This window comes from Variovorax frigidus, assembly GCF_051216515.1.
In the GTDB taxonomy this organism is placed as follows: domain Bacteria; phylum Pseudomonadota; class Gammaproteobacteria; order Burkholderiales; family Burkholderiaceae_C; genus Variovorax.
This window is the reverse complement of the sequence record NZ_JBPJZF010000007.1, coordinates 183,257-206,278: the sequence shown is the minus strand read 5'-3', so window position 1 is coordinate 206,278 and position 23,022 is coordinate 183,257. Positions and strand designations below refer to the sequence as shown.

At 66.2% G+C, this 23,022-nt stretch carries 28 protein-coding genes and 1 tRNA gene; 18 read left to right on the top strand and 11 right to left on the bottom strand.

Features of this window, described 5'->3' with window-relative positions:
• The first annotated feature begins 5 nt into the window (after window positions 1–5).
• From rpsN to ACSFBC_RS21585, 15 genes are all read left to right on the top strand, one after another.
• Window positions 6–311, top strand: a complete 306-nt coding sequence (gene rpsN / locus ACSFBC_RS21655; RefSeq protein WP_435512412.1) for a 30S ribosomal protein S14 — start codon at window positions 6–8, stop codon at window positions 309–311.
• 20 nt (window positions 312–331) lie between these two features.
• Complete coding sequence (gene rpsH, locus ACSFBC_RS21650) at window positions 332–727, top strand: 30S ribosomal protein S8 (protein ID WP_183028314.1); 396 nt, start codon at window positions 332–334, stop codon at window positions 725–727.
• 24 nt (window positions 728–751) lie between these two features.
• Window positions 752–1,285: a 50S ribosomal protein L6 gene (gene rplF / locus ACSFBC_RS21645; RefSeq protein ID WP_435512411.1), complete on the top strand. Its 534-nt coding sequence runs from the start codon at window positions 752–754 to the stop codon at window positions 1,283–1,285.
• 14 nt (window positions 1,286–1,299) lie between these two features.
• Window positions 1,300–1,665 (top strand): 50S ribosomal protein L18, encoded by a 366-nt coding sequence (gene rplR, locus ACSFBC_RS21640; protein ID WP_435512699.1) that lies wholly within the window; start codon window positions 1,300–1,302, stop codon window positions 1,663–1,665.
• Window positions 1,666–1,683: 18 nt separating this feature from the next.
• Window positions 1,684–2,202 carry a 30S ribosomal protein S5 gene (gene rpsE / locus ACSFBC_RS21635; protein WP_140840889.1) on the top strand — a complete coding sequence of 173 codons (519 nt, stop codon included), beginning with the start codon at window positions 1,684–1,686 and terminating at the stop codon, window positions 2,200–2,202.
• Between the two features lie 14 nt (window positions 2,203–2,216).
• Entirely contained in the window at window positions 2,217–2,402 is a 186-nt protein-coding gene (rpmD, locus tag ACSFBC_RS21630) for a 50S ribosomal protein L30 (protein WP_219211270.1), read from the top strand.
• A gap of 11 nt (window positions 2,403–2,413) precedes the next feature.
• A complete protein-coding gene (gene rplO, locus ACSFBC_RS21625) occupies window positions 2,414–2,845 on the top strand; it encodes a 50S ribosomal protein L15 (protein WP_435512410.1) in 432 nt (143 codons plus the stop codon).
• Window positions 2,846–2,869: 24 nt separating this feature from the next.
• Window positions 2,870–4,180 carry a preprotein translocase subunit SecY gene (gene secY / locus ACSFBC_RS21620; RefSeq protein ID WP_183028319.1) on the top strand — a complete coding sequence of 437 codons (1,311 nt, stop codon included), beginning with the start codon at window positions 2,870–2,872 and terminating at the stop codon, window positions 4,178–4,180.
• Between the two features lie 65 nt (window positions 4,181–4,245).
• Window positions 4,246–4,359, top strand: coding sequence for a 50S ribosomal protein L36 (gene rpmJ, locus ACSFBC_RS21615; protein WP_140840881.1), 114 nt, complete (start codon window positions 4,246–4,248; stop codon window positions 4,357–4,359).
• A gap of 25 nt (window positions 4,360–4,384) precedes the next feature.
• Window positions 4,385–4,750 (top strand): 30S ribosomal protein S13, encoded by a 366-nt coding sequence (gene rpsM / locus ACSFBC_RS21610; RefSeq protein ID WP_013544105.1) that lies wholly within the window; start codon window positions 4,385–4,387, stop codon window positions 4,748–4,750.
• 13 nt (window positions 4,751–4,763) lie between these two features.
• Window positions 4,764–5,168, top strand: coding sequence for a 30S ribosomal protein S11 (gene rpsK / locus ACSFBC_RS21605; protein ID WP_009124825.1), 405 nt, complete (start codon window positions 4,764–4,766; stop codon window positions 5,166–5,168).
• A 133-nt stretch (window positions 5,169–5,301) separates the two neighbouring features.
• Window positions 5,302–5,925 carry a 30S ribosomal protein S4 gene (rpsD, locus tag ACSFBC_RS21600; RefSeq protein WP_219211260.1) on the top strand — a complete coding sequence of 208 codons (624 nt, stop codon included), beginning with the start codon at window positions 5,302–5,304 and terminating at the stop codon, window positions 5,923–5,925.
• Window positions 5,926–6,057: 132 nt separating this feature from the next.
• Entirely contained in the window at window positions 6,058–7,047 is a 990-nt protein-coding gene (locus ACSFBC_RS21595; protein ID WP_183028321.1) for a DNA-directed RNA polymerase subunit alpha, read from the top strand.
• Between the two features lie 109 nt (window positions 7,048–7,156).
• Window positions 7,157–7,555: a 50S ribosomal protein L17 gene (gene rplQ, locus ACSFBC_RS21590; RefSeq protein ID WP_435512409.1), complete on the top strand. Its 399-nt coding sequence runs from the start codon at window positions 7,157–7,159 to the stop codon at window positions 7,553–7,555.
• 18 nt (window positions 7,556–7,573) lie between these two features.
• A tRNA-Met gene (locus ACSFBC_RS21585) sits at window positions 7,574–7,650 on the top strand.
• A 344-nt stretch (window positions 7,651–7,994) separates the two neighbouring features.
• Here the strand turns inward: ACSFBC_RS21585 and ACSFBC_RS21580 are convergent.
• The 6 genes from ACSFBC_RS21580 to ACSFBC_RS21555 are packed head-to-tail and all read right to left on the bottom strand — an operon-like array spanning window position 7,995 to window position 14,885.
• The gene (locus ACSFBC_RS21580; protein WP_435512408.1) at window positions 7,995–8,393 is read right to left on the bottom strand and encodes a RidA family protein; all 399 of its coding nucleotides are present in this window, start codon (window positions 8,391–8,393) and stop codon (window positions 7,995–7,997) included.
• Window positions 8,390–10,000, bottom strand: coding sequence for an AMP-binding protein (locus ACSFBC_RS21575; RefSeq protein WP_435512407.1), 1,611 nt, complete (start codon window positions 9,998–10,000; stop codon window positions 8,390–8,392). The genes ACSFBC_RS21580 and ACSFBC_RS21575 overlap by 4 nt, the downstream gene beginning before the upstream one ends.
• 5 nt (window positions 10,001–10,005) lie before the next feature.
• Complete coding sequence (locus tag ACSFBC_RS21570; RefSeq protein WP_435512406.1) at window positions 10,006–11,193, bottom strand: acyl-CoA dehydrogenase family protein; 1,188 nt, start codon at window positions 11,191–11,193, stop codon at window positions 10,006–10,008.
• Window positions 11,194–11,196: 3 nt separating this feature from the next.
• Window positions 11,197–12,051, bottom strand: coding sequence for an enoyl-CoA hydratase family protein (locus ACSFBC_RS21565; RefSeq protein ID WP_435512405.1), 855 nt, complete (start codon window positions 12,049–12,051; stop codon window positions 11,197–11,199).
• A complete protein-coding gene (locus ACSFBC_RS21560) occupies window positions 12,048–12,533 on the bottom strand; it encodes a MarR family winged helix-turn-helix transcriptional regulator (RefSeq protein WP_435512404.1) in 486 nt (161 codons plus the stop codon). Before ACSFBC_RS21560 ends, ACSFBC_RS21565 begins: the two co-directional genes overlap by 4 nt.
• Window positions 12,534–14,885 (bottom strand): bifunctional salicylyl-CoA 5-hydroxylase/oxidoreductase, encoded by a 2,352-nt coding sequence (locus ACSFBC_RS21555; protein WP_435512403.1) that lies wholly within the window; start codon window positions 14,883–14,885, stop codon window positions 12,534–12,536. It abuts the gene before it with no gap.
• Window positions 14,886–14,985: 100 nt separating this feature from the next.
• Between ACSFBC_RS21555 and ACSFBC_RS21550 the strand changes: the two genes are divergently transcribed.
• Window positions 14,986–16,251, top strand: coding sequence for a class I SAM-dependent methyltransferase (locus ACSFBC_RS21550; RefSeq protein WP_435512402.1), 1,266 nt, complete (start codon window positions 14,986–14,988; stop codon window positions 16,249–16,251).
• A gap of 5 nt (window positions 16,252–16,256) precedes the next feature.
• Window positions 16,257–16,583 carry a DUF1840 domain-containing protein gene (locus ACSFBC_RS21545; protein ID WP_435512401.1) on the top strand — a complete coding sequence of 109 codons (327 nt, stop codon included), beginning with the start codon at window positions 16,257–16,259 and terminating at the stop codon, window positions 16,581–16,583.
• Window positions 16,584–16,727: 144 nt separating this feature from the next.
• Here ACSFBC_RS21545 and ACSFBC_RS21540 read toward each other — a convergent pair whose 3' ends face one another.
• Together ACSFBC_RS21540 and ACSFBC_RS21535 are read right to left on the bottom strand one after the other, a co-directional pair.
• Entirely contained in the window at window positions 16,728–17,747 is a 1,020-nt protein-coding gene (locus ACSFBC_RS21540; RefSeq protein WP_435512400.1) for a Bug family tripartite tricarboxylate transporter substrate binding protein, read from the bottom strand.
• Window positions 17,748–17,809: 62 nt separating this feature from the next.
• Window positions 17,810–18,739: a LysR family transcriptional regulator gene (locus ACSFBC_RS21535; protein ID WP_435512399.1), complete on the bottom strand. Its 930-nt coding sequence runs from the start codon at window positions 18,737–18,739 to the stop codon at window positions 17,810–17,812.
• A 137-nt stretch (window positions 18,740–18,876) separates the two neighbouring features.
• Between ACSFBC_RS21535 and ACSFBC_RS21530 the strand changes: the two genes are divergently transcribed.
• On the top strand, window positions 18,877–19,644 hold the full coding sequence (locus ACSFBC_RS21530; protein WP_435512398.1) for an SDR family oxidoreductase: 768 nt from the start codon (window positions 18,877–18,879) through the stop codon (window positions 19,642–19,644).
• Window positions 19,645–19,647: 3 nt separating this feature from the next.
• Here ACSFBC_RS21530 and ACSFBC_RS21525 read toward each other — a convergent pair whose 3' ends face one another.
• The 3 genes from ACSFBC_RS21525 to ACSFBC_RS21515 form a co-directional block, all read right to left on the bottom strand.
• Entirely contained in the window at window positions 19,648–20,631 is a 984-nt protein-coding gene (locus ACSFBC_RS21525; RefSeq protein WP_435512397.1) for an alpha-ketoacid dehydrogenase subunit beta, read from the bottom strand.
• The gene (locus ACSFBC_RS21520; protein WP_435512396.1) at window positions 20,622–21,644 is read right to left on the bottom strand and encodes a thiamine pyrophosphate-dependent dehydrogenase E1 component subunit alpha; all 1,023 of its coding nucleotides are present in this window, start codon (window positions 21,642–21,644) and stop codon (window positions 20,622–20,624) included. The genes ACSFBC_RS21525 and ACSFBC_RS21520 overlap by 10 nt, the downstream gene beginning before the upstream one ends.
• Window positions 21,645–21,716: 72 nt before the next feature.
• Window positions 21,717–22,934, bottom strand: a complete 1,218-nt coding sequence (locus tag ACSFBC_RS21515; protein WP_435512395.1) for a helix-turn-helix domain-containing protein — start codon at window positions 22,932–22,934, stop codon at window positions 21,717–21,719.
• Between the last annotated feature and the right edge of the window lie 88 nt (window positions 22,935–23,022).

Here is a 23,022-nt window from a genome sequence, read left to right as displayed (position 1 = left end):
GAACCGTGGCTAAACAATCCCTGATCCAGCGCGAAATCAAGCGCGACAAGCTGGTCGCCAAGTACGCAGCGAAGCACGCCGAACTGAAGGCGACTTCCAACGACATCAAGAAGAGCGACGAAGAGCGCGCTGCTGCACGCCTGGGCCTGCAAAAGCTCCCGCGCAACGCCAACCCGACGCGCCAGCGCAATCGTTGCGCCATCACCGGCCGTCCGCGTGGCACCTTCCGTCAATTCGGTCTGGCCCGCGCCAAGATCCGCGAATTGGCTTTCAATGGCGACATCCCCGGTGTCACCAAGGCCAGCTGGTAAGCCAGGCAGGAGCAAAAAACATGAGCATGAGTGATCCCATTGCCGACCTGTTGACGCGTATCCGTAACGCGCAAATGGTGGCGAAGCCGACCGTGTCGATCCCGTCTTCCAAGGTGAAGGCCGCGATTGCACAAGTCCTCAAGGACGAAGGCTACATCGACAGCTTCGAAGTGAAGACCGAAGACGGCAAGTCCGAACTCGTCATCACGCTGAAGTACTACGCTGGCCGCCCGGTCATCGAGCGCATCGAGCGCGTGAGCCGTCCCGGCCTGCGTGTCTACAAGGCCAGCGCAGCCATTCCGCAAGTCCAGAACGGCCTCGGCGTCGCCATCGTCACGACCCCCCAGGGCGTGATGACCGACCGCAAGGCACGCGCTACCGGTGTCGGTGGCGAAGTCCTGTGCTACGTCGCCTAACCGAGACATCAAGGAGTTACTGAAATGTCCCGAGTAGGAAAAATGCCCGTCACCATCCCCGCAGGCGTGGATGTGTCGATCAAGGATGACCAGATCAGCGTCAAGGGTTCGGGCGGTTCGCTCAACCTGACCCGCAACCCGCTGGTCAACGTCGTGAACAACGACGGCAAGCTGAGCTTCGAGCCCGCCAACGAATCGCGTGAAGCGAATGCGATGAGCGGCACGCTGCGCCAGCTGGTCAACAACATGGTGGTCGGTGTGACGAAGGGCTTCGAGAAGAAGCTCAACCTCGTCGGCGTCGGCTACAAGGCTGCAGCTTCGAACAACAAGCTGAACCTGCAAGTCGGATATTCGCACCCGGTCAACTTCGACATGCCGCAAGGCATCACCGTTGCCACCGCGACCCCGACCGAAATCGTGATCAAGGGTGCTGACCGTCAGCGCGTTGGTCAAATCGCCGCTGAGATCCGCGCTGTTCGTCCGCCTGAGCCTTACAAGGGCAAGGGCATCCGTTATTCGGACGAGAAGATCGTGATCAAAGAGACCAAGAAGAAGTAAGGGGCAGCAAAATGATGTTGACCAAAAAAGCACAGCGTCTGCGCCGTTCGCGTCAGACCCGCATCCGGATCGCGACGCAAGGCGTGGCCCGTCTGACGGTGAACCGTACCAACCTGCACATCTATGCCACCGTCATCTCTGGCGACGGCACCAAGGTGATCGCGACTGCATCGACGGCCGAAGCCGACGTTCGCAGCACGCTCGGCGGTTCCGGCAAGGGCGGCAATGCCGCTGCCGCCATCGCGATCGGCAAGCGCATCGCTGAAAAGGCGAAGGCTGCCGGCGTCGAGAAGGTTGCTTTCGACCGCGCAGGTTTTGCGTACCACGGCCGCGTCAAGGCGCTGGCCGACGCAGCCCGCGAAGCCGGCTTGCAGTTCTAACCGGACACGAGATTCAAAATGGCAAAGATTCAAGCAAGAACGCAGAACGAAGGACCCGAGGACGGCCTGCGCGAGAAGATGATCGCGATCAACCGTGTCACCAAGGTGGTGAAGGGTGGTCGTATCCTCGGTTTCGCCGCATTGACCGTGGTCGGTGACGGCGACGGCAAGGTCGGCATGGGCAAGGGCAAGTCGAAGGAAGTGCCTGCTGCCGTGCAGAAGGCCATGGAAGAAGCCCGCCGCAACCTGTTCAAGATCTCGATCAAGAACGGCACGCTGCACCATCGCGTGACGGGTCACCATGGCGCCGCTTCGGTGGTCATGATCCCCGCTCCGAAGGGTACCGGCATCATCGCCGGCGGCCCGATGCGCGCCGTGTTCGAAGTGCTGGGCATCACCGACATCGTGGCCAAGAGCCATGGTTCGTCGAACCCTTACAACATGGTCCGCGCCACGCTGGACGGCCTGAAGAACTCGACGACTGCGTCGGCCGTGGCTGCCAAGCGCGGTCTGACGGTCGAAGAGCTGTTCGCTTGAACGGGAGCATCGATATGACGACCCAACAACAAACCGTCAAGGTGCAGCTGGTGAAGAGCCCGATCGGCACCAAGGAATCGCATCGCGCGACCGTGCGTGGCCTCGGCCTGCGCAAGATCAACAGCGTGAGCGAGCTGCAAGACACGCCCGCAGTGCGCGGCATGATCAACAAGATCAGTTATCTGGTCAAAGTTCTGTAAGAGAGACTGATATGGAACTCAATGGCATCAAGCCCGCAGCCGGCGCCAAGCACGCAAAGCGTCGCGTCGGTCGCGGTATCGGCTCCGGCATCGGCAAGACCGCAGGTCGCGGTCACAAGGGCCAGAAGTCGCGTGCAGGCGGCTTCCACAAGGTGGGCTTCGAAGGCGGTCAAATGCCTCTGCAGCGCCGTCTGCCGAAGCGCGGCTTCAAGTCGCTCACGCTCAAGTACAACGCTGAAGTCACGCTCGCGTCGCTGGAAGTCCTCGGCCTGGCCGAAGTGGACATGCTGGCACTCAAGCAGGCTGGCCTCGTCGGTCACATGATCAAGGTCGTCAAGGTCATCAAGACCGGCGAACTGACCAAGGCCGTCAAGCTGACGGGCATCGGCGCTACCGCCGGCGCCAAGGCAGCGATCGAAGCTGCCGGCGGCAGCGTCGCCTGAAGACCGGACTGAGAGAGATCCCTCGTGGCTACTAACGCGGCAACGCTCGCAAAAACAGGCAAGTTCGGCGACCTTCGTCGTCGGCTGGTCTTTTTGCTGCTCGCACTCGTGGTGTACCGGATCGGCGCGCACATTCCTGTTCCGGGCATCAACCCGGACCAGCTGGCGCAGTTGTTCCAGGGGCAGCAAGGCGGGATCCTGAGCCTGTTCAACATGTTCTCGGGCGGTGCGCTGTCGCGCTTCACCGTGTTCGCGTTGGGCATCATGCCGTACATCTCCGCGTCGATCATCATGCAACTGATGACCTACGTGGTGCCGACCTTCGAGCAATTGAAGAAGGAAGGCGAGGCAGGGCGGCGCAAGATCACGCAGTACACGCGTTACGGCACTTTGGGCCTCGCGCTGTTCCAGTCCTTCAGCATTGCAGTGGCACTTGAATCGTCGGCTGGCCTGGTGATCGCACCTGGCTTCGGCTTCCGGCTCACCGCCATGATCAGCCTCACGGCCGGTTCGATGTTCCTGATGTGGCTCGGCGAGCAGATCACCGAACGGGGTCTGGGTAACGGTATCTCGATCCTGATCTTCTCGGGTATCGCGGCCGGTCTGCCCAGCGCCATCGGCGGCCTGGCTTCCCTGGTGACGACCGGTGCGATGAATCCCATCGTGGCCATCTTCATCATCGCAGTCGTGGTGCTGGTGACCTACTTCGTGGTGTTCGTCGAACGCGGCCAGCGCAAGATCCTCGTGAACTATGCGCGTCGCCAGGTCGGCAACAAGGTCTACGGTGGCCAGTCGTCGCACCTGCCGCTGAAGCTGAACATGGCTGGCGTGATTCCGCCGATCTTCGCATCGTCGATCATCCTGCTGCCGGCCACTGTGGTGGGCTGGTTCAGCACCGGTGACAGCATGCGCTGGATCAAGGACATTGCCGGAGCACTCACACCGGGTCAACCGATCTATGTGATGCTCTACGCTGCTGCGATCGTCTTCTTCTGCTTCTTCTACACGGCTCTCGTGTTCAACAGCAAGGAAACGGCCGACAACCTCAAGAAGAGCGGTGCGTTCATTCCGGGCATTCGTCCGGGTGACCAGACGGCCCGCTACATCGACAAGATCCTGGTTCGCCTCACGTTGGCTGGCGCGGTGTACATCACCTTCGTCTGTCTGCTGCCGGAGTTCCTGATCCTCAAGTACAACGTGCCGTTCTATTTTGGCGGCACCTCCTTGCTGATCATCGTGGTCGTGACGATGGACTTCATGGCCCAGGTACAGAACTACATGATGTCGCAGCAGTACGAATCACTGCTCAAGAAGGCCAACTTCAAGACATCGTAGGACTGGCGTTTCAAGTATTGAGTCCGGGCGGCTGGCGCCACGTTAAACAGTTTTAGGAGAATGAAATGAGAGTTTCGGCTTCGGTCAAACCCATCTGCCGTAATTGCAAGGTCATCCGCCGCAAGGGTGTGGTTCGTGTGATCTGTTCTGACCCGCGCCACAAGCAGCGCCAGGGTTAAGTCAAAGAAGTATTAGAGGACGCACATGGCACGTATTGCAGGCATCAACATCCCGCCGCACAAGCACGCTGAAATCGGCCTGACCGCCATTTTCGGTATCGGACGCACCCGCGCCCGTCAAATCTGCGAAGCGAGCGGCATCGAATATTCGAAGAAGATCAAGGATCTGACCGACGCTGATCTCGAGAAGATCCGCGACCAGATCGCTCTCTTCACCATTGAAGGCGATCTGCGCCGCGAAACAACGATGAACATCAAGCGCTTGATGGACATCGGTTGCTACCGCGGTTTCCGTCATCGCCGTGGCCTGCCGATGCGCGGCCAGCGCACGCGCACCAATGCCCGCACCCGCAAGGGTCCGCGCAAGGCCGCGCAGTCCCTGAAGAAATAAGGATTGAAACAGCATGGCTAAAGCTCCTGCCAATAACGCCGCACAGCGCGTCCGCAAGAAGGTTCGCAAGAACGTTGCAGACGGTATCGCTCACGTGCACGCCTCGTTCAACAACACGATCATCACGATCACGGACCGCCAGGGCAACGCCCTGTCGTGGGCCTCGTCGGGTGGCCAGGGCTTCAAGGGTTCGCGCAAGTCGACGCCTTTCGCTGCCCAGGTGGCGTCGGAAGTGGCCGGTCGTGCTGCTGTCGAACAAGGCATCAAGAACCTCGACGTCGAGATCAAGGGCCCCGGCCCCGGTCGCGAATCGTCGGTGCGCGCCCTGGCTGCGCTCGGCATCCGGATCAATTCCATTGCCGACGTGACCCCGGTTCCGCACAACGGTTGCCGCCCCCAAAAGCGTCGCCGCATCTAAGCGTCGATGCCCCAGCGCAGTCTGCTTCACAGCGGCTGCGCGTTTTGTTTTCTCAACAAGCCCACCGCCATCGGCACGCCGCTGATGGCTCCTGCAGGTAACCCTTGCAGCAGATGACACAAAGGACGATCACGTGGCACGCTACCTCGGCCCCAAGGCCAAACTTTCCCGCCGTGAAGGCACCGACCTGTTCCTGAAGAGCGCTCGCCGTTCGATCCAGGACAAGTCGAAGTTCGACTCCAAGCCCGGCCAGCACGGTCGCACCTCGGGTCAACGCACCTCCGACTTCGGCCTGCAACTGCGTGAAAAGCAGAAGGTCAAGCGCATGTACGGCGTGCTGGAAAAGCAATTCCGCCGCTACTTCGAAGAAGCCGATCGCCGCCGTGGCAACACCGGCGCGAACCTGCTGTTCATCCTCGAATCGCGCCTGGACAACGTCGTCTACCGCATGGGCTTCGGCTCGACCCGCGCTGAAGCACGTCAACTCGTGTCGCACCGCGCGATCACGGTGAACGGCCAGTCGGTCAACATCGCGTCGTACCTGGTCAAGACCGGCGACGTGATCGCCGTGCGCGACAAGTCGAAGAAGCAGACCCGTATCGCCGAAGCGCTGCAACTCGCTGCACAGGTCGGCATGCCGGCCTGGGTGGACGTGAATGCCGACAAGGCAGAAGGCGTGTTCAAGAAGGTTCCGGATCGCGACGAATTCGCTGCCGACATCAACGAATCGCTGATCGTCGAGCTGTACTCGCGCTAAAGCGAGTACACGGTGAATAACGAGGCTGCTGCGCGGCCTCGTACTTGATTTATTTGTTCCCTCCGCACCGCGGCAGGGCACTTCACCAGCCTTACCGGTGTAACGAACCGGGGGTATTGAGAGGAAGTCTGCATGCAAACCACCCTGCTGAAACCCAAGACCATCCAGGTCGAGCAAATGGCCGCCAACAAGGCAAAGGTCACGCTCGAGCCTTTCGAGCGCGGCTACGGCCACACGCTCGGCAACGCGCTGCGTCGCGTGCTGCTGTCGTCGATGGTCGGTTATTCGGCCACCGAAGTCACGATCGCCGGCGTGCTCCACGAGTACTCGTCGATCGATGGCGTCCAGGAAGATGTCGTTAACATCCTGCTGAACCTCAAGGGTGTGGTGTTCAAGCTCCACAACCGCGATGAAGTCACGCTGAGCCTGCGCAAGGACGGCGACGGCCCGGTGCTCGCATCGGACATCCAGACGCCGCACGACGTCGAGATCATCAACCCGGATCACGTGATCGCGCACCTGTCGCAAGGCGGCAAGCTCGACATGCAGATCAAGGTCGAAAAGGGTCGTGGCTACGTGCCCGGCACGATGCGCCGTTACGCGGACGAGCCGACCAAGTCGATCGGCCGCATCGTTCTCGACGCGTCGTTCTCGCCTGTGAAGCGCGTGAGCTACACGGTCGAAAGCGCCCGTGTCGAACAACGTACCGACCTCGACAAGCTGCTGATCGAAATCGAAACCAACGGTGCCATCACCGCTGAAGATGCGGTTCGTGCTTCGGCCAAGATCCTGGTGGAACAGCTGGCCGTGTTCGCGCAGCTCGAAGGTGGCGAACTCGCTGCATTCGACGCACCCGCGCCGCGCAGTGCTCAGCAGTTCGATCCGATCCTGCTGCGCCCGGTCGACGAGCTCGAGCTCACCGTGCGTTCGGCCAACTGTCTCAAGGCCGAGAACATCTACTACATCGGCGACCTGATCCAGCGCACCGAGAACGAGCTGCTCAAGACCCCCAACCTGGGTCGCAAGTCGCTCAACGAAATCAAGGAAGTGCTCGCTTCGCGCGGCCTGACCTTGGGCATGAAGCTCGAAAGCTGGCCGCCGGCCGGCCTCGATAAGCGATAATCCGCGATTCGGCCAAAAAGTAATCGGCATCGCTTCGCAAGGAGCAGCCAGTGCAATGGGCAGTACCTGATACGGCTGCCTGTTTTTATAAAGTAAAGGAAAAAGCACCATGCGTCACGGACACGGACTCCGCAAACTCAACCGCACCAGCTCGCACCGCCTTGCGATGCTGCAGAACATGATGAACTCGCTCATCGAGCATGAAGTCATCAAGACCACGCTCCCCAAGGCCAAGGAACTGCGCCGCGTCATCGAACCGATGATCACGCTGGCCAAGACCCCCACGCTCGCGAACAAGCGCCTGGCATTCGACCGCCTGCGCGACCGCGACAGCGTCGTCAAGCTCTTCGCCGATCTGGGCCCGCGTTTCGCGGCACGTCCGGGCGGCTACACGCGCATCCTGAAGATGGGTTTCCGCGTGGGCGACAACGCGCCGATGGCATTGGTCGAACTGGTCGACCGTCCCGAAATTAAAGAAGCTTCTGACGAGCAAAGCGCCTCGGAATAAGGTATACTTCTAGCTTGCCGCGCGATGGAGCAGCCTGGTAGCTCGTTGGGCTCATAACCCAAAGGTCGCAAGTTCAAATCTTGCTCGCGCAACCAACATATCAGCCTACCAGCTGATACCCAAAACACCCACTTTTCAGTGGGTGTTTTGCTTTGTGCGCTCGATGTTGGCAATGCATCGGACGCGGCCCGTCGAAGGGCGAAAAAAAGCCAGGTCTGCGCCTGGCTTTGATTCTGTTGCGGATCAGCGCGACGGGGGCACGCGCAGCATGCGCAGCAGCGTCCGGGTGATTTCCGTGGTCCCATCCGATGGGCCCGCCGCAGCGTACGCAGCGGCTGCGGGTCTTCCGCCTCGCGCGCGGAAGCGACCTGCAGCAAGGGTGCCTACGGCTCCGTGCCCGAGCATGATGCGCTGGGCCAGCGGAACGCCCGCGCAAGGGCTAATCCGGCAGCACCGCCGTCACTTCGATCTCGACCTTGGCACGCGCCTCGACCAGCGCGGCCACCTGCACGCAGGTCATCGCAGGAAAGTTGCGACCCATCGCGTCGCGGTACACCGGGCCCAGCTCGGCCAGGCGGCGGTTGTACTCATCGCGGTCGGTGATGTACCAGGTCATGCGCACCATGTGCTCGGGGCCGGCGCCGGCCTCGCGCAGCACTTCGGCGATGTTGCGCAGCGCCTGGCCGGTCTGCGCGATGAAGTCGTCGGTTTCGAAGACCTGTTGCGCGTTCCAGCCGATCTGGCCGCCGACGAAGATCTGTGTGCCGCGCGCGGCGATGCCGTTGGCGTAGCCCTTGGGTGGGAGCCAGCCCGGTGGTTGCAATAGCTTGTTCATCATGTGTTCTGTCTCAGTTTGAAGCGTTGGAGCTTGCCGGTCTCGGTGCGGGGCAGCACCTCGACGAACTCGATTTCTCGCGGGTACTTGTAGGGCGCGATGGCGGCCTTGACGTGGTCCTGCAGCGCCTTGCACAGCGCGGCGTCGCCGGTGAAGCCGGGCTTGAGCACGCAGAAGGCCTTGACGATCATGCCGCGGTCCTCGTCGGGCTTGCCGATCACGCCGCATTCGGCCACGGCCGGGTGCTGCAGCAGCGCGTCCTCGACCTCGGGGCCGCCGACGTTGTAGCCGGCGGTGATGATCATGTCGTCGTCGCGCGCCTGGTAGAAGAAGTAGCCGTCGTCGTCCTGGCGAAAGGCATCGCCCGGGTAGTTCCAGCCGTCCTTGACGTACTTGGCCTGGCGCGCATCGTCGAAGTAGCGGCAACCCACCGGCCCCTGGATGGCCAGCCGGCCGACGGTGCCGCGCGGCACTTCACGGCCTTCGTCATCGACCACCTTGGCGGTGAAGCCGGGCACGGCCTTGCCCACAGCACCGCGCCGCACGTCGGCGCCCGCGGCCGAGATGTAGATGTGGAACACCTCGGTGCCGCCGATGCCGTCGAGCATCTCGATGCCGGTCGCGTCCTTCCAGAGTTGGCGCGTCGCGTCGGGCAAGGCTTCGCCCGCGCTCACGGTGATGCGCAGCGTTGGCGTGCCCAGTTGCTTGGCGAAGGGCGCCATCTGCCGGTAGAAGGTGGGCGCGGTGTAGACGATGGTCGCGCCGGTCTCGTTGATCAGCTTGACCATGCCCTCGGGCGTGTACGGAATGTCCGGGTAGTAGACCGAGGAGCCGGCCCACATCGGATAGACCAGCAGGCCGCCGAGGCCGAAGGTGAAGGCCAGCGGCGGCGACCCCATCACGATGTCGTCCGGCGTCGCACGAAGCACGTGGCGCGGCCAGGTCTCGCACATCGCGAGCACGTCGCGGTGCGTGGTCGCGGGCGCCTTGGGCTTGCCGGTGGTGCCCGAGGTGAAGGCCAGCAACGCGATGTCGTCCGACGCGGTGGGGCAGGCGGTGAACGTGCCGTCCTTCTTCGCGGCCAAGGCCTCGAGCGCATCGGGGGCGTCCGACTTGAAGGCCACGACGGTCTTCAGCACCGGGTTCACCTTCTGCGCGCTGAGCATGTCGTCGAGCAGCCTGGCCTCGCACAGCGCGACCGTGGGCTTGGCCTTGTCGATGATGTCGCCGAGTTCGCGTGCGCGCAGCAGCGGCATGGTCGCGACCGCGATCAGGCCCGCCTTGACCACCGCGAGCCAGGCCAGCGCCATCGGGATCGAGTTGCCGCCGCGCAGCAGCACGCGGTTGCCGGGCACCAGGCCGAGGTCTTCGGTCAGCACCTGCGCGATGCGGTTCACTTCGATCGCCACCTGCGCGTAGGTCAAGGTGCGAGCGGGAGAGCGCAGCATCGGCCGATCGCCGAAGCCCTTGGCCACGGCCTTGTCCAGCAGTTCCTCGACCAGGTTCAACTGGTCGGGCAGTTGCAGTTCCGGCAGGTCGTACCGGAAGACCGGCAGCTGATCCGCAGGTGGAAGTCCATCGTGGACGAAACGGTCGATTTGTGCGCTCAAGGTGTCTACTCCCGCAGGACGGATTTGCCGATGATCAGTTGCTGGACCTCCGTCGCGCCTTCGTAGATGCGCAGCGCGCGGATGTCACGGTAGAGACTCTCAACTTTCGTGCCCACTTGCACGCCGCTGCCGCCGTGCATCTGCAGTGCCATGTCGATCACGCGCTGCGCGTTCTCGGTGGCGCACATCTTGGCCATCGCCGCGGCTGCGGTGTAGTCGGCAAAGGGCTTGCCGATGCGCTCGCCTTCGTCGCGCATCCAGGCCGCGCGGTAGGTGAGCAATGCGGCGCTGTCGACCAGCGCGGCCATGTCGCCGAGCTTGGCCTGCGTGAGCTGGAAGTCGGCCAATGTCTGGCCGAACATGCGGCGCGATTTCGCATGCGCGATGGCTTCGCTCAGTGCGCGGCGCGCCATGCCCAATGCGGCTGCGGCCACCGACGCGCGGAAGATGTCGAGCGTGCGCATCGCGAGCTTGAAGCCGCCATGCAGTTCACCCAGCTGCGCACCGTGCGGCACCTCGCAGGCACCAAAGCGCAGCGTGGCGAGTGGATGTGGTGCCATCACCTGGATGTGCTCGCTGGTGTCGAGGCCCTTGGCCTCCGCATCGACGATGAAGGCCGTGATGCCGCGCGTGCCGCCGGTGGGGTCGGTCTTGGCGAACACCACATAGAAGTCGGCGATGCCGCCGTTGCTGATCCAGGTCTTGGCGCCGTCGAGCCGCCAGCCGTTGCCGGTGTCGACGGCCTGCATCGCCATCGCGCCCACGTCGGAGCCGGCCTCGGGTTCGCTCAAGGCGAAGGCCGCGATCCTGTCGCCGCGCGCCACTGCGCTCAGGTACCCGGACTGCTGCGCCGCGGTGCCTGCGAGCGTGATCGCGCCGCTGCCCAGGCCCTGCATCGCGAAGGCGAAGTCGGCCAGCGGCGAGTGGAAGGCCAGCGTCTCGCGCAGCAGCACGAGCGCGCGCGAGTCGAGGCGCTCGAGCGCGCCGCCGAAGGCCGCCGGCACGCAGTAGCGCAGCCAGCCGCCATCGCCCAGGCGCCGAACCCAGTCGCGGCAGGCCGCGCGGTCGTCGCGCTCGTCGACGTCCTGCGCGGCCGTCCACGGCAGCAGGCCGCGCGCGAGCTCGCGGTGCGCGTCATCGAAGAAGGGCAGCGCCAGGTGCGCTGTCGAAGGATCGACCTTGGAGGCGGACATGGTTCAGTCTCCGCCGAAGACCGGCTTCTGCTTGGCGGCAAAAGCCTCGTAGGCGCGCGTGAAGTCGGCCGTCTGCATGCAGATGGCCTGGGCCTGCGCTTCGGCTTCGATCGCCTGCTCGATGGTCATCGACCATTCCTGCGACAGCATGGTCTTGGTCATGCCGTGCGCGAAGGTCGGGCCGGCCGCGAGATCGCGTGCCATCTTCGTCGCTGCGGCCAGCACCGCATCGCTGGCATGGAGTGCGTTGAAGAAGCCCCAGGCCAGGCCTTCGTCGGCGGTCATCGCGCGGCCGCTGAACAGCAGCTCCGACGCGCGGCCCTGGCCGATCATGCGCGGCAGCAGCGCGCAGGCGCCCATGTCCGCGCCGGCCAGGCCGACGCGTGTGAACAGGAAGGCGGTGCGCGCGGCGGGCGTGCCGTAGCGGATGTCGCAGGCCAGCGCGATCATCGCGCCGGCACCGGCGCAGATGCCGTCGATGGCGCCGATGACGGGCTGCGGGCACTGGCGGATCGCCTTCACCAGGTCGCCGGTCATGCGCGTGAACTCGAGCATCTCGGGCATGCTCATCTTGGTGAGCGGGCCGATGATCTCGTGCACGTCGCCGCCCGAGCAGAAGTTGCCGCCCGCGCCCGTGACGACGATCGCCTTGACGTCGGTCGCGTAGTGCAGCGCGCGGAACAGGTCGCGCAGTTCGGCGTACGACTGGAAGGTCAGCGGGTTCTTGCGCTCGGGCCGGTTGAGCGTGAGCGTGCCCACGCCGTCTTCATGCGTCCATTGGAAGTGCGTGGCCTGGTAGCCGGCCTTGGCTTCGAATTGCGCATGCATGGGATTGCCTGCGCCGATGTAGTGCTTCATTCGGTCTCCGTCGTCGTTGTCATCAGGGGGTGGGTGTGCTGCTTGACCTTGCCGAGCAGCTTGTGCAGCTGGGTGATCTCCTTGGGCGCGAGGCCGGCGAAGGCTTCGACGATCCAGGCTTCGTGCTGGTGCGCCATCTCGTTGAACAGCGCGCGGCCGCGTGTCGTGAGGCGCACGCGCCAGGCGCGCCGGTCGCCCTCGACGTTGACGCGCTCGACCAGTTCCTCGGCCACCAGCTGGTCGGTGATGCCGGTCACGTTGCCGCCCGTCACCATCATGCGGCGCGAGAGTTCGTTCATCTTCAGCCCTTCGGGCGAACGTTCGAGCTGCGACATCAGGTCGAAGCGCGGCAGCGTGGTGGCGAACTGCTCGCGCAGGCCGTTGCGCACTTCCTTCTCGATCAGTTGCGTGCAGGTCAGCAGCCGCAGCCAGAGGCGCAGCTCGTCGGGGTGTTCGCTGTGGGCGCGGGCTTCGAGGTCCATTCAGCGCTCCTCTTCGGGCTGCAGCGCGGCCGGGCCGGCGGCCAGGGCCTGCTGCTTGGCGATCTCGCGGTACAGCTGGTCGCGGCCCGCGGTGTACTGCTTGGGCCAGTCGACGTGGCGGCTCTGCAGCTTGGCGGCTTCATGCAGCGTCCAGGCCGGATCGGCCAGGTGCGGGCGCGCGACGGCACAGAGGTCGGCGCGGCCGGCCGCGATGATGCTGTTGGCCTGGTCGGCGTCGGTGATCGCGCCCACCGCGATGGTCGCGATGCCGACCTCGTTGCGGATGCGGTCGGCGAAGGGCGTCTGGTACATGCGGCCGTAGACGGGCTGGGCGTCGCGCGTGGTCTGGCCCGACGAGACGTCGATGAAGTCGCAGCCCGCGGCCTTGAACAGCCGCGCGATCGCGACCGCATCGTCATCGGTGTTGCCGCCGGGCGCCCAGTCATGGGCCGAGATGCGCACGCTCATCGGGCGCTCGGCCGGCCAGGCCGCGCGCATCGCCTCGAACACTTCGAGCGGATAGCGCGCGCGGTTCGCGATGTCGCCGCCGCAGTCGTCGGTGCGCCGGTTGGTGAGCGGGCTCAGGAAGGAGGCGAGCACGTAACCGTGCGCGCAATGCAGTTCGAGCCAGTCGAAGCCGGCCTCGGCGGCGCGGCGCGTCGCGGCGACGAACTGATCGCGCAGCGTGTCCATGTCGACGCGCGTCATCGCGGCCGGCGTCTGGTTCTGCGCGCCGTAGGCCAGTGCGCTGGCAGCCAGCAGCGGCCAGTTGCCCGCGGGCAGCGGCTCATCGGTGCCTTCCCAGCCCACCTGCGTCGAGCCCTTGGGGCCGCTGTGGCCCAGCTGCATGCCGATCTTGGCGCTGGTCTGCGTGTGCACGAAGTCGACGATGCGCTTGAACGCGGCGCCCTGGGCGTCGGTGTAGAGGCCGGGACAGGCCGGCGTGATGCGGCCTTCGGGCGTCGGGCTGGTCATCTCGACGAAGATCAGCGCGGCGCCGCCCATCGCGCGGGCGCCCAGGTGCACCAGATGGAAGTCCTGCGGCAGGCCGTCGACCGCGCTGTAGGTCGCCATCGGCGAGACCACGATGCGGTTCTTGAGCTCGAGCCCACGCACCTTGTACGGTGTGAGCATGGGCGCGATCTTCTTGCCGCCGGCCAGCCATTTCTCGTAGCCACCGAGCCAGGCCGCATCGCGCAGCCGCAGGTTCTCGTGGCTGATGCGCTGGCTGCGTGTGAGCATCGAATAGGCGAACTGCTCGACCTGCATGCCGGTGTAGCGCGAGACGTTCTCGAACCACTCGGTGGAGTTGCGCGCGGCGTTCTGGATCTTCAGCACCTCGACGCTGCGGCGCGATTCGTAGCCCACCAGCACCTCGTCGATGCTGCCGCCATGGCCGAACTCGTCGGCCAGGTCGATCGCGTCTTCCAGTGCCAGCTTGGTGCCCGAGCCGATCGAGAAGTGGGCGGTGTGGGCGGCGTCGCCCATCAGCACCACGGGCACGGTCCTGCCGTCGATTTCGACGCGGTGCGTCCAGTGCTTGCAGATCACGCGCGGGAAGCGGATCCAGTTGGCCGAGCCGCGCAGGTGCGAGGCGTTGCTGATCAGCGCATGGCCGCCCAGGTACTTGGCGAACAGCTTCTCGCAGAAGGCCACGGCCTCGGGCTGCTCCATCTGGTCGAGGCCGTGCGCCTTCCAGACCTCTTCAGGCGTTTCGACGATGAAGGTCGAGGTCTCGTCGTCGAACTGGTAGGCGTGGGCCTGGAACCAGCCGTGCTCGGTCTGTTCGAAGGCGAAGGTGAAGGCGTCGAAGGTCTGGTGCGTGCCCAGCCAGACGAAGCGGCACTTGCGCTGGTCGATGTCGGGCTGGAACACCTCGGCGTAGCGCGTGCGGATGCGGCTGTTGAGGCCGTCGCTGGCGATCACCAGGTCGGCACGGTACTGCGCGGCCAGCGCCTGGTCATCGGTGGCGTCGGTCTCGAACACCAGGTCCACGCCCAATGCGAGGCAGCGCTCCTGCAGGATGTTGAGCAGCCGCTTGCGCCCGATGCCGCAGAAGCCGTGGCCGCCCGAACGCACCTGGCGGTCCTTGAAGAAGACCTGGATGTCGTCCCAATGGTGGAAGGACTGGCCGATGAGTTCGGCCGTTTCGGGCTCGGCGGCCGCCAGGTTGGCCAGCGTCTGGTCGCTGAGCACCACGCCCCAGCCGAAGGTGTCGAAGGGGCGGTTGCGCTCGACCACGGTGATGTCGAGGCGCGGATGGCGCGCCTTCATCAGCAGGGCGAAGTACAGGCCCGCGGGCCCGCCGCCGATACACAGGATGCGTTGGAGGGAGGGCGTGAGGATGTTCATGGATAAATAGTTTAGGCATAAACATTTGGGTGTCAATGGGGGAAGGGTCTTAGGACGGGGCCGGTTGACGGGTGTCGATGGGCTGGGAAAAATCATCGGCATGCCAAGCCTGATACCGAAGATCGAGTCTCAACTTGCCAGCCTGCCGGTCCCCATCGCGCTGCAGCTGCCCGATGGTCGAACCGTCTCCTCGCCCGGCTCGCGCGTCACGCTCGCCTTCGCCGACTGGGCCTCGTTGGCCAAGCTCGCGGCGCGCCAGATTGGTGCGATCGGCGAGGCCTATGTCGAGGGCCGCGTCCAGATCGACGGCGCCATGCGCGACCTGATCGACGCGGCGGCGGGCCTGCTGCCCGGCAATCCGGCCGAGACCGACACCGGATGGTGGTCACGCCTGCTGCAGCGCGCCAAGTCGCGCGGATCGCACACGCTGGGCAAGGACGCGGCGCAGATCGAGTTCCACTACGACGTCTCGGACGACTTCTACGCGCTGTGGCTGGACCCGCGCCGCGTCTACTCCTGTGCCTACTACCGCAGCGACGATCTGACGCTGGCCCAGGCCCAGGAAGCCAAGCTCGACCACATCTGCCGCAAGCTCATGCTCCGGCCCGGAGAGCGCTACCTGGATGTCGGCTCGGGCTGGGGCGGCCTGCTGCTGTGGGCCGCCGAGCACTACGGCGTGGACGCGACCGGCATCACGCTGTCGAAGAACCAGCATGCGTACGTGCAGCGGCTGATCGAGGAGAAGGGGCTGCAGGCGCGGGTGCGTGTCGAGCTGCGCGACTACCGGCTGCTCGACATTGCGAAGCCCTTCGACAAGATCTCTTCGGTGGGCATGTTCGAGCACGTGGGGCGTGCCAACATGCCGACCTACTTCAAGCACATCCACGACCTGCTCGCGCCGGGCGGCCTGGTGATGAACCACGGCATCACCTCCGGACGGCTCGACACCCAGCAACTGGGCGCGGGCATGGGCGACTTCATCGAGAAGTACATCTTCCCGGGCGGCGAACTGCTGCACGTCACGCAGGTGCTGCGCGACCTGGCCGGCGCGGGCCTCGAGATGGTCGATACAGAGAATTTGCGGCCGCACTACGCGCGCACGCTCTGGGCCTGGTCCGATGCGCTGGAGGCGCAGCTCGACGAGGCTCGCGCGGTGCTGCGACGCACGAGCACCGGCGACGAGCGGGCCGAACGCATCCTGCGCGCCTACCGCCTGTACCTGGCGGGCTCGGCGATGAGTTTCGAGCGTGGCTGGATCTCGCTGCACCAGATGCTGGCGACGCGCCCCGATGACAAGGTCGAAGGGGGCCCGATGCGCGGTGCGCAATCGGTGTACCCTTTCAACCGGGATTTTCTTTACAAGTAAACAACATGCTCTACCGTTTCAAATCGCAGGCCACGGCCGATGTCGTGATGCTCGAACCCAATGCCCGCCAATTGCTCGAGGTCATCGGCAAGGCACCCGGTGCGCAAGGCATCATCACCAGCGAGCAGATCCCTGCCGCCCTCTCCGCGCTCGAGGCCGCCATTGCGCACGAGCATGCGCAGCACCGGAACAACGACGATGCCTTCGCGTCCGAGAAGCACGAGGAGCCCGCAGAACGCGAGCACGTCGCGCTGCACCAGCGTGCCGCGCCCTTGATCGACATGCTCAAGCGCTCGGCCGCCGAAGGCAGGGACGTCGTCTGGGGGGTTTAGGCTCGCCCCCAGTCTTCGCGCACCTTGGCCCGTCCTGAGCTTGTCGAAGGGTGTCGCTTCGCCAACCCCCTACCGGGGGCAACACCAGCAGCCCGGCATAGCCGGTTCTGCGGTGTTCCTTGCATCAGGCGGAACCGACGCGCGTCAGTCGACCTTTGCGCCGGAGTCCTTCACCACCTTGGCCCATTTGGTGTGCTCGCGGTCGATGTGCTTCGCGAAATCGGCCGGTGAGTTGCCGCTGGGAATCGCGCCTTGCGCGAGCAGCTTCTCCTTCATGGCCGGCGTGCCGAGCGACTTCGCGACCTCCTGCTGGATGCGGCTCACGATCTCGGGCGGGGTGCCCGCGGGCGCGAGCAGGCCGAACCACGAACTGGCCTCGAAGCCCTTGAGCGCGGGACCGCCGGCTTCTTCCACCGTGGGCACGTCCGGCAATGCCGGCGAACGCTGGGAACTGGTCACGGCCAATGCCACCAGCTTGCCGGCCTTGATCTGCTGCATCGACGAGGGCAGGTTGTCGAACATCACATCGGCACTGCCGCCCACCATGTCGAGCAGCGCAGGGCCCGAACCGCGGTAGGGGATGTGCGTCATGAAGCTGCCGGTCATGCTCTTGAACAGTTCGCCGGCCAGATGGATCGAGGTGCCGCTGCCGCTCGATGCCATGTTGAGCTTGCCCGGGTTGGCCTTGGCGTACTTGATGAAGTCCTGCACGTTGCGGATGTTCAGCGCCTTGGCCTTGTCGGCGTTCATCTCCATCACGTTCGGCACCGCGGCCACCATCGTGATCGGCGCGAAGTCCTTGATCGGGTCGAAAGGCAGCTTGGGGTAGAGCGCACGGTTGATGCCATGCGTGCCCACCGTGCCCATCAGCAGCGTGTAGCCGTCGGTCGGTGCCTTGGCCACCATGTCGGTGCCCACGTTGCCACCCGCACCGCCGCGGTTGTCCACGATGAAGGGTTGGCCGAAGGCCTTCGACAGTTCGGGCGCCATCGCGCGCGCCAGGATGTCGGTGGTGCCGCCGGCCGCGAAGGGCACGACGATGCGCACCGGCTTGTTCGGCCAGGCGCCCTGGGCCCATGCGGGCGCCGCGATCACGGCCAGGGCGGTGGCGACGGCAGCGACCAGCGCGGTGCGGCGATTCGAGGGGAAGAGAGAGGATGTCATGCGCGTGTTTGTACAGGCGCGCGCCACAGGCGTCGCGAGTGGAAACCCCCTGAGACGGTCGCTCAGCCGGCCTGCATGCGCTGGGCGAAGCGCTCTTCGCGAAAACGCGCGAGCACGAAGTCGATGAAGACACGCGTCTTCGGCGGCAGCAGCTTCTTGCTCGGGTAGTAGAGCCAGATCGCGCCGGCATCCTGGTACCACTCGGGCAGCAGCCGCAGCAGCTCGCCGTTGCGCAGCCCGCGTTCGACGAAAGGCATCGGCAACATGGCCACGCCCAGCCCCATCTGCGCGGCATGCGCGATGGCCTCGGGATCGTTGAAGATCGCGCGCGGGCGCGGCAGGTCGACCGTGGCCTCCTCACCGCGCGCGGCATGCCGCAGCGTCCAGCCGCGCAGTCGGCCGGTGGGCGAGGAGCGCCGCAGCAGCGTGTCGAGGGCGGCGAGCTCCGACGGGTGGCGCGGCCGTTTGCGGCCCTTCATGTACGCGGGCGACGCCACCGCCACCACGTGGATGCGCGCCAGCTCGCGCGCCACCAGCCCGGCCGACAACTCGATGCCGCCTCCGATGGCCGCGTCGAAACCCTCGCCGACCAGGTCGACCTGCTGGTTCTCGAAGTGCCAGTCGGGCAGGATGGCCGGGTAGCGCGCGAGGAAGTCGCCCATCAGCGGCAACACATGTTCGCGCCCGAAGGCCTGGCCCATGCTCACCTTGAGCGTGCCCGCCGGTTGGCCGTCGTCGGTGGCCAGGCCGGCCACCGCTTCCTGCAGCGTGGTCAGGGCGCCGCCGATCTGCGCAAGGAAGCGCTCGCCGCCTTCGGTCAACGTGAGGCGGCGCGTGCTGCGCTGGAACAGCCGCACACCCAGCCGGGCCTCGAGCCGCGCCACATTCTTGCTCACCGCCGCAGGGGTCAGTCCCAGGCGCCGGGCCGCGGCCGAGAAGCTGCCGCCCTCGGCGCTCTGCACGAAGGACTCGAGGTGGTTGAGCGGTTCCATGGGCGCATTGTGGATCGCATCTTCAACTTTGGGTTGAAGCTGCTTGCGGCTATTGATGGCTACCGGCAACGGATTGGAATGCCGACACTGAAGGCCTTCCTTCTCCACCCATGCTTCTTCAAGCGATCGGAAAATCCATGACTTCAACCACTGCATCCCTTTCCCCCGTGCTGGCCGGCAAGGTCGCCTTCGTCACCGGCGGCTCGCGCGGCATCGGCGCCGCCATCGTGCGCCGGCTGGTGCGCGACGGCGCGGCCGTGGCCTTCAGCTACAGCAATGCGCAGGCCGCTGCCGACGACCTCGTGCGGACGCTCGAGGCCGAAGGCGGCCGTGCGCTGGCGCTGAAGATCGACAGCGCCGACGCCGACGCGCTCAAGGCCGGCATCGACCAGGCCGCGAAGCACTTCGGCGGGCGCATCGACATCCTGGTCAACAGCGCGGGCGTGCTGTACCTGGGCCCGGTCGAGCAGTTCAGCCTGGCCGACTTCGACCGCACCCTCGCGGTCAACGTGCGCGCCGTGTTCGTCGCGATCCAGGCCGCGCTGGCGCACATGGGCACGGGTGGGCGCATCGTGAACATCGGCAGCACCAACGCCGAGCGCATGCCGTTCGCGGGCGGCAGCGTCTACGCGATGAGCAAGTCGGCGCTGACCGGCCTGGTGCAGGGCCTGGCGCGCGATCTGGGCCCGCGCGGCATCACGGTCAACAACGTGCAGCCCGGCCCGGTCGACACCGACATGAACCCGGCCGACGGCCCGATGGCCGCCACCATGCACAGCTTCATGGCGCTGGCCCGCCACGGCCATGCCGACGAGATCGCCGGCATGGTGGCCTACCTGGCCAGCCCCGAGGCCGCGTTCGTGACCGGTGCTGGATTGAACATCGACGGGGGTTTCGCAGCCTGAGGTTCAGCCCGCGAGCTTCCTCGCCGCAGCCACGATCGCCTCGGCCGTGACGCGCGACTGCGCTTCCAGCGCCTGCGCATAGCCCACCGGAATGCGCGGCGCGCCCAGGCGCGCGATGCGGCAGCCCGTGGCCTCGGCCGCGGTGGCCGCGATCTCGGCGCCGAAGCCCGCGGCCTGCACCGCCTCGTGCACCACCAGCAGCCGGCCGGTGCGCGCGCTCGAAGACAGCACTGCCTCGCGGTCCCAGGGCCACAGCGTGCGCAGGTCGATCAGATCGACCGCGATGCCTTCGGCGGCCAGCGCATCGCAGGCCGCGGCACAGGCCTGCACCTGCTTGCCCCAGCTCACGAGCGTGAGCGCATCGCCCTCGCGCAGGCGCGCGGCCTGGCCCAGCGGCACGGCGCGCGTCTCGTCCACCGGCCCGCGCGCACCCCACAGCGCCTTGTGCTCGATGTAGACCACCGGGTCGCCGCATTGCAAGGCCGCGCGCAGCAGGCTGTAGTTGTCCTGCGGCGTCGAGGGGCTCACCACCACCAGGCCCGGCATGTGGGCGAACCAGGCTTCGAGCGACTGCGAATGCTGCGCGGCCGAGGCGTCCCAGATGCCGCCGGGCATGCGCGCCACCAGCGGCACGCGGCCCTGGCCGCCGAACATGAAGCGGTTCTTCGCGGCCTGGTTCACGAGTTCGTCCATGCCGCACAGCGCGAAGTCGACCACGCGCATCTCGACCACCGGGCGCAGGCCCGCGAGCGCCATGCCCACGCCGGCGCCCATGATCGCGGCCTCGCTGATCGGCGTGTCGATCACGCGCTGGTCGCCGAAGCGCTGCTGCAGCCCCTTGTACTGGCCGAAGATGCCGCCGCGGCCCACGTCCTCGCCGAGCACCACCACGTTCGGGTCGGCTTCCATCTCGCGCTGCACCGCCAGCACCGCGGCCTCGGCATAGCTCATCTCCGCTGCGGTCGTCGTCGTGTCGTTCAGTGCCATTGACCGGCTCCCGTGGTCTGGATGTCGGTGAAGGCGGCGGCGGCGTCGGGCCAGGGTGCGGCGGCCGCGGCCGCGAGCGCGGCCTCGACTTCGGCGTGCGCCTCGGTATCGATCGTGTCGAGCAACGTGGCGGCCGTGCCCGCTGCCAGGCAGCGTGCGCGCGCATGGGCGATCGGGTCGGTCTCGAGCGCGGCGGCCAGTTCGGCCGGGTCGCGGTAAGCGGCCGGGTCGACCGACACATGGCCCTTCACGCGGTAGGTCAGCGCGTGCAGCAGGCGCGGCCCGCTGCCGCTGCGCACCTGGTCGACCAGCCGTGCCGCGGCGGCATGCACCGCGAACACGTCGTTGCCGTCGACCTGCGTGGCGGCGATGCCCAGCGCTTCGGCCCGCACCGAGGCGCCGTCGCCCGCGGTCATCGGGCCACTGGCCGTGGTGGCGCTCCAGCGGTTGTCCTCGCAGACGAAGAGCACCGGCAGGCCGTACACCTGCGCCCAGTTGAGCGCTTCGAGGAAGGGGCCGCGGTTGATCGCGCCGTCGCCGAAGAAGCAGACCGTGATGGCATCTTTCTTCTGCAGTTTCTGCGCATGCGCCGCGCCCACCGCGATCGGCAGGCCGGCCGCCACCACGCCGTTGGCGCCCAGCATGCCGACTGAAAAGTCGGCGATGTGCATCGAGCCGCCCTTGCCGCCGTTGAAGCCCGTGGCCTTGCCGAACAGCTCGGCCATCATGCGGCCCAGGTCGGCGCCCTTGGCCAGCGTGTGGCCGTGGCCGCGGTGGGTCGAGGTCAGGTAGTCGGCGGGTGTCAGGTGCACGCACACGCCGGCCGGCACGGCCTCCTGGCCGGTCGACAGGTGCAGCGGCCCACGCACGCGCACCGTGCCGGTCGCCTGCTGGCCATAGGCACTCACGCCGCCCTGGCTGGCGATCTCGGCGGCGTTCTCGAAGGCGCGAATGCGCACCATTGTTCGGTAGAGCGCGTGCGCGCGCTCGGCCGGGGGGAAATTCGAATCCATGTCGTCTTGTCTCCAGCGCGCCTGTTTTTTTGACGCGTCCCGGTGATCGTAACGAAGGCTCGGCGGAAGGCCCTAACTCGAACCGCGGCGCAGTTGCCGGTACAGCGTGCCCCGCGACACGCCCAGTTGCCGCGCGGCCTGCGAGATGTTGCCGCCTTGCGCCTGGAGCGTGTCCTCGATCAGCTTGCGATGCTGCGCGCGCAGTGTCTCGGCCGTGGCGGCGGGCGATGGCGCTTCGGGCGGCGAGGGCGCGACCGCTTCGGGTTGCGCCGGCGCGTGCAGACCGTCGGGCACCGCAACGGCCACCGCATGCCGGAAGTCGGTGCCGTTCGACGATGGCAGCGCCACCTGCAGCCACACGCCGAGCCCGCTCGGCAGGCGCAGCGCGGACGCCGCATCGCGACGGCCCAGGCGCAGCAGGCTGGCCAGGTCATGGCCGAGCAACTGCTCGACCGCGCGCGCTTCGGCGTCTTCGGGCAGCCCGCCCAGCAGGCGCGCGGCGGCATCGTTGAGCCAGGTCACGCGCCCCTCCGACGACACGCCCGCCAGCGCTTCCAGCGGCGTGCCCAGCAGCGTCGGATGCGCCTGGAAGCGCAGCACCAGCTGGTCGCGCGACTGCGCCTGCATCAACCGGTTCTCGATGGTGGTCGCATACAGGCCGACCATCGCCGCCGCGTCGAAGCCGAAGCGACGTTGCTCCGCCGTGAGGTCGAGCACGCCGGCCAGCCGCCCGTGCACGTCGCGGATCGGTGCCGCCGCGCATTGCATGCCCTGGAGCACGTCGAAGTAGTGCTCGGCGCCATCGACCGTGCAGGCCTTGCCGGTCTGCGTCACGATGCCCGGCGCGGTGGTGCCCACGATGCCCTCGGCGATGTTCACGCCCACGCGCGAGGTGGCTTGCAGCACGGGCTGCTGCGCGGCCGTGGGATGGTGCGTGGCGTGCAGCACCACGCCGTCGCGGTCGGTCAGGATCACCCGGCAGTCGGTGCCGGCCAGGGTGCCTTCGATCGAGAGCAGGTCGGGCCCGGCCGCGTCGATCAGCGCACGGTTGCGCTGCAGCACCGAGTGCCGCCGGCTGGGCGTGACCGGATCGAAGGGCACGATGCGCTTCGGGTCGCGGTGCAGCCGGCTGCACCGCAGCCACGACTGGATGACCTCCTCGCCCACCAGGCCCGAGGGGCGGATGCCTTCCTCGAAGAACTGATGGCGCGCCAGCGCGGTCCGCTGGGCGAGCGTGCTTGGAAAGAGCACGCGGGGGATGGCGTCTGAGGGGGGCGTTCGGTGCGCCATGGGCATGGCCTGCAGGGATGGATGCGACCTGCCGACTGTGTTCCGCAATGGAACAGTCACGGGACCGGGAAATCCCGAAGGTGATCAA

Bases quoted from the DNA above. Each gene is read 5' to 3' on its own strand.
- rpsH (WP_183028314.1), top strand. From the start codon at position 332: ATGAGCATGAGTGATCCCATTGCCGACCTGTTGACGCGTATCCGTAAC.
- rplF (WP_435512411.1), top strand. From the start codon at position 752: ATGTCCCGAGTAGGAAAAATGCCCGTCACCATCCCCGCAGGCGTGGAT.
- rplR (WP_435512699.1), top strand. From the start codon at position 1,300: ATGTTGACCAAAAAAGCACAGCGTCTGCGCCGTTCGCGTCAGACCCGC.
- rpsE (WP_140840889.1), top strand. From the start codon at position 1,684: ATGGCAAAGATTCAAGCAAGAACGCAGAACGAAGGACCCGAGGACGGC.
- rpmD (WP_219211270.1), top strand. From the start codon at position 2,217: ATGACGACCCAACAACAAACCGTCAAGGTGCAGCTGGTGAAGAGCCCG.
- rplO (WP_435512410.1), top strand. From the start codon at position 2,414: ATGGAACTCAATGGCATCAAGCCCGCAGCCGGCGCCAAGCACGCAAAG.
- rpmJ (WP_140840881.1), top strand. From the start codon at position 4,246: ATGAGAGTTTCGGCTTCGGTCAAACCCATCTGCCGTAATTGCAAGGTC.
- rpsM (WP_013544105.1), top strand. From the start codon at position 4,385: ATGGCACGTATTGCAGGCATCAACATCCCGCCGCACAAGCACGCTGAA.
- rpsK (WP_009124825.1), top strand. From the start codon at position 4,764: ATGGCTAAAGCTCCTGCCAATAACGCCGCACAGCGCGTCCGCAAGAAG.
- ACSFBC_RS21595 (WP_183028321.1), top strand. From the start codon at position 6,058: ATGCAAACCACCCTGCTGAAACCCAAGACCATCCAGGTCGAGCAAATG.
- rplQ (WP_435512409.1), top strand. From the start codon at position 7,157: ATGCGTCACGGACACGGACTCCGCAAACTCAACCGCACCAGCTCGCAC.
- ACSFBC_RS21580 (WP_435512408.1), bottom strand. From the start codon at position 8,393: ATGATGAACAAGCTATTGCAACCACCGGGCTGGCTCCCACCCAAGGGC.
- ACSFBC_RS21570 (WP_435512406.1), bottom strand. From the start codon at position 11,193: ATGTCCGCCTCCAAGGTCGATCCTTCGACAGCGCACCTGGCGCTGCCC.
- ACSFBC_RS21565 (WP_435512405.1), bottom strand. From the start codon at position 12,051: ATGAAGCACTACATCGGCGCAGGCAATCCCATGCATGCGCAATTCGAA.
- ACSFBC_RS21560 (WP_435512404.1), bottom strand. From the start codon at position 12,533: ATGGACCTCGAAGCCCGCGCCCACAGCGAACACCCCGACGAGCTGCGC.
- ACSFBC_RS21555 (WP_435512403.1), bottom strand. From the start codon at position 14,885: ATGAACATCCTCACGCCCTCCCTCCAACGCATCCTGTGTATCGGCGGC.
- ACSFBC_RS21550 (WP_435512402.1), top strand. From the start codon at position 14,986: ATGCCAAGCCTGATACCGAAGATCGAGTCTCAACTTGCCAGCCTGCCG.
- ACSFBC_RS21545 (WP_435512401.1), top strand. From the start codon at position 16,257: ATGCTCTACCGTTTCAAATCGCAGGCCACGGCCGATGTCGTGATGCTC.
- ACSFBC_RS21540 (WP_435512400.1), bottom strand. From the start codon at position 17,747: ATGACATCCTCTCTCTTCCCCTCGAATCGCCGCACCGCGCTGGTCGCT.
- ACSFBC_RS21535 (WP_435512399.1), bottom strand. From the start codon at position 18,739: ATGGAACCGCTCAACCACCTCGAGTCCTTCGTGCAGAGCGCCGAGGGC.
- ACSFBC_RS21530 (WP_435512398.1), top strand. From the start codon at position 18,877: ATGACTTCAACCACTGCATCCCTTTCCCCCGTGCTGGCCGGCAAGGTC.
- ACSFBC_RS21525 (WP_435512397.1), bottom strand. From the start codon at position 20,631: ATGGCACTGAACGACACGACGACGACCGCAGCGGAGATGAGCTATGCC.
- ACSFBC_RS21520 (WP_435512396.1), bottom strand. From the start codon at position 21,644: ATGGATTCGAATTTCCCCCCGGCCGAGCGCGCGCACGCGCTCTACCGA.
- ACSFBC_RS21515 (WP_435512395.1), bottom strand. From the start codon at position 22,934: ATGGCGCACCGAACGCCCCCCTCAGACGCCATCCCCCGCGTGCTCTTT.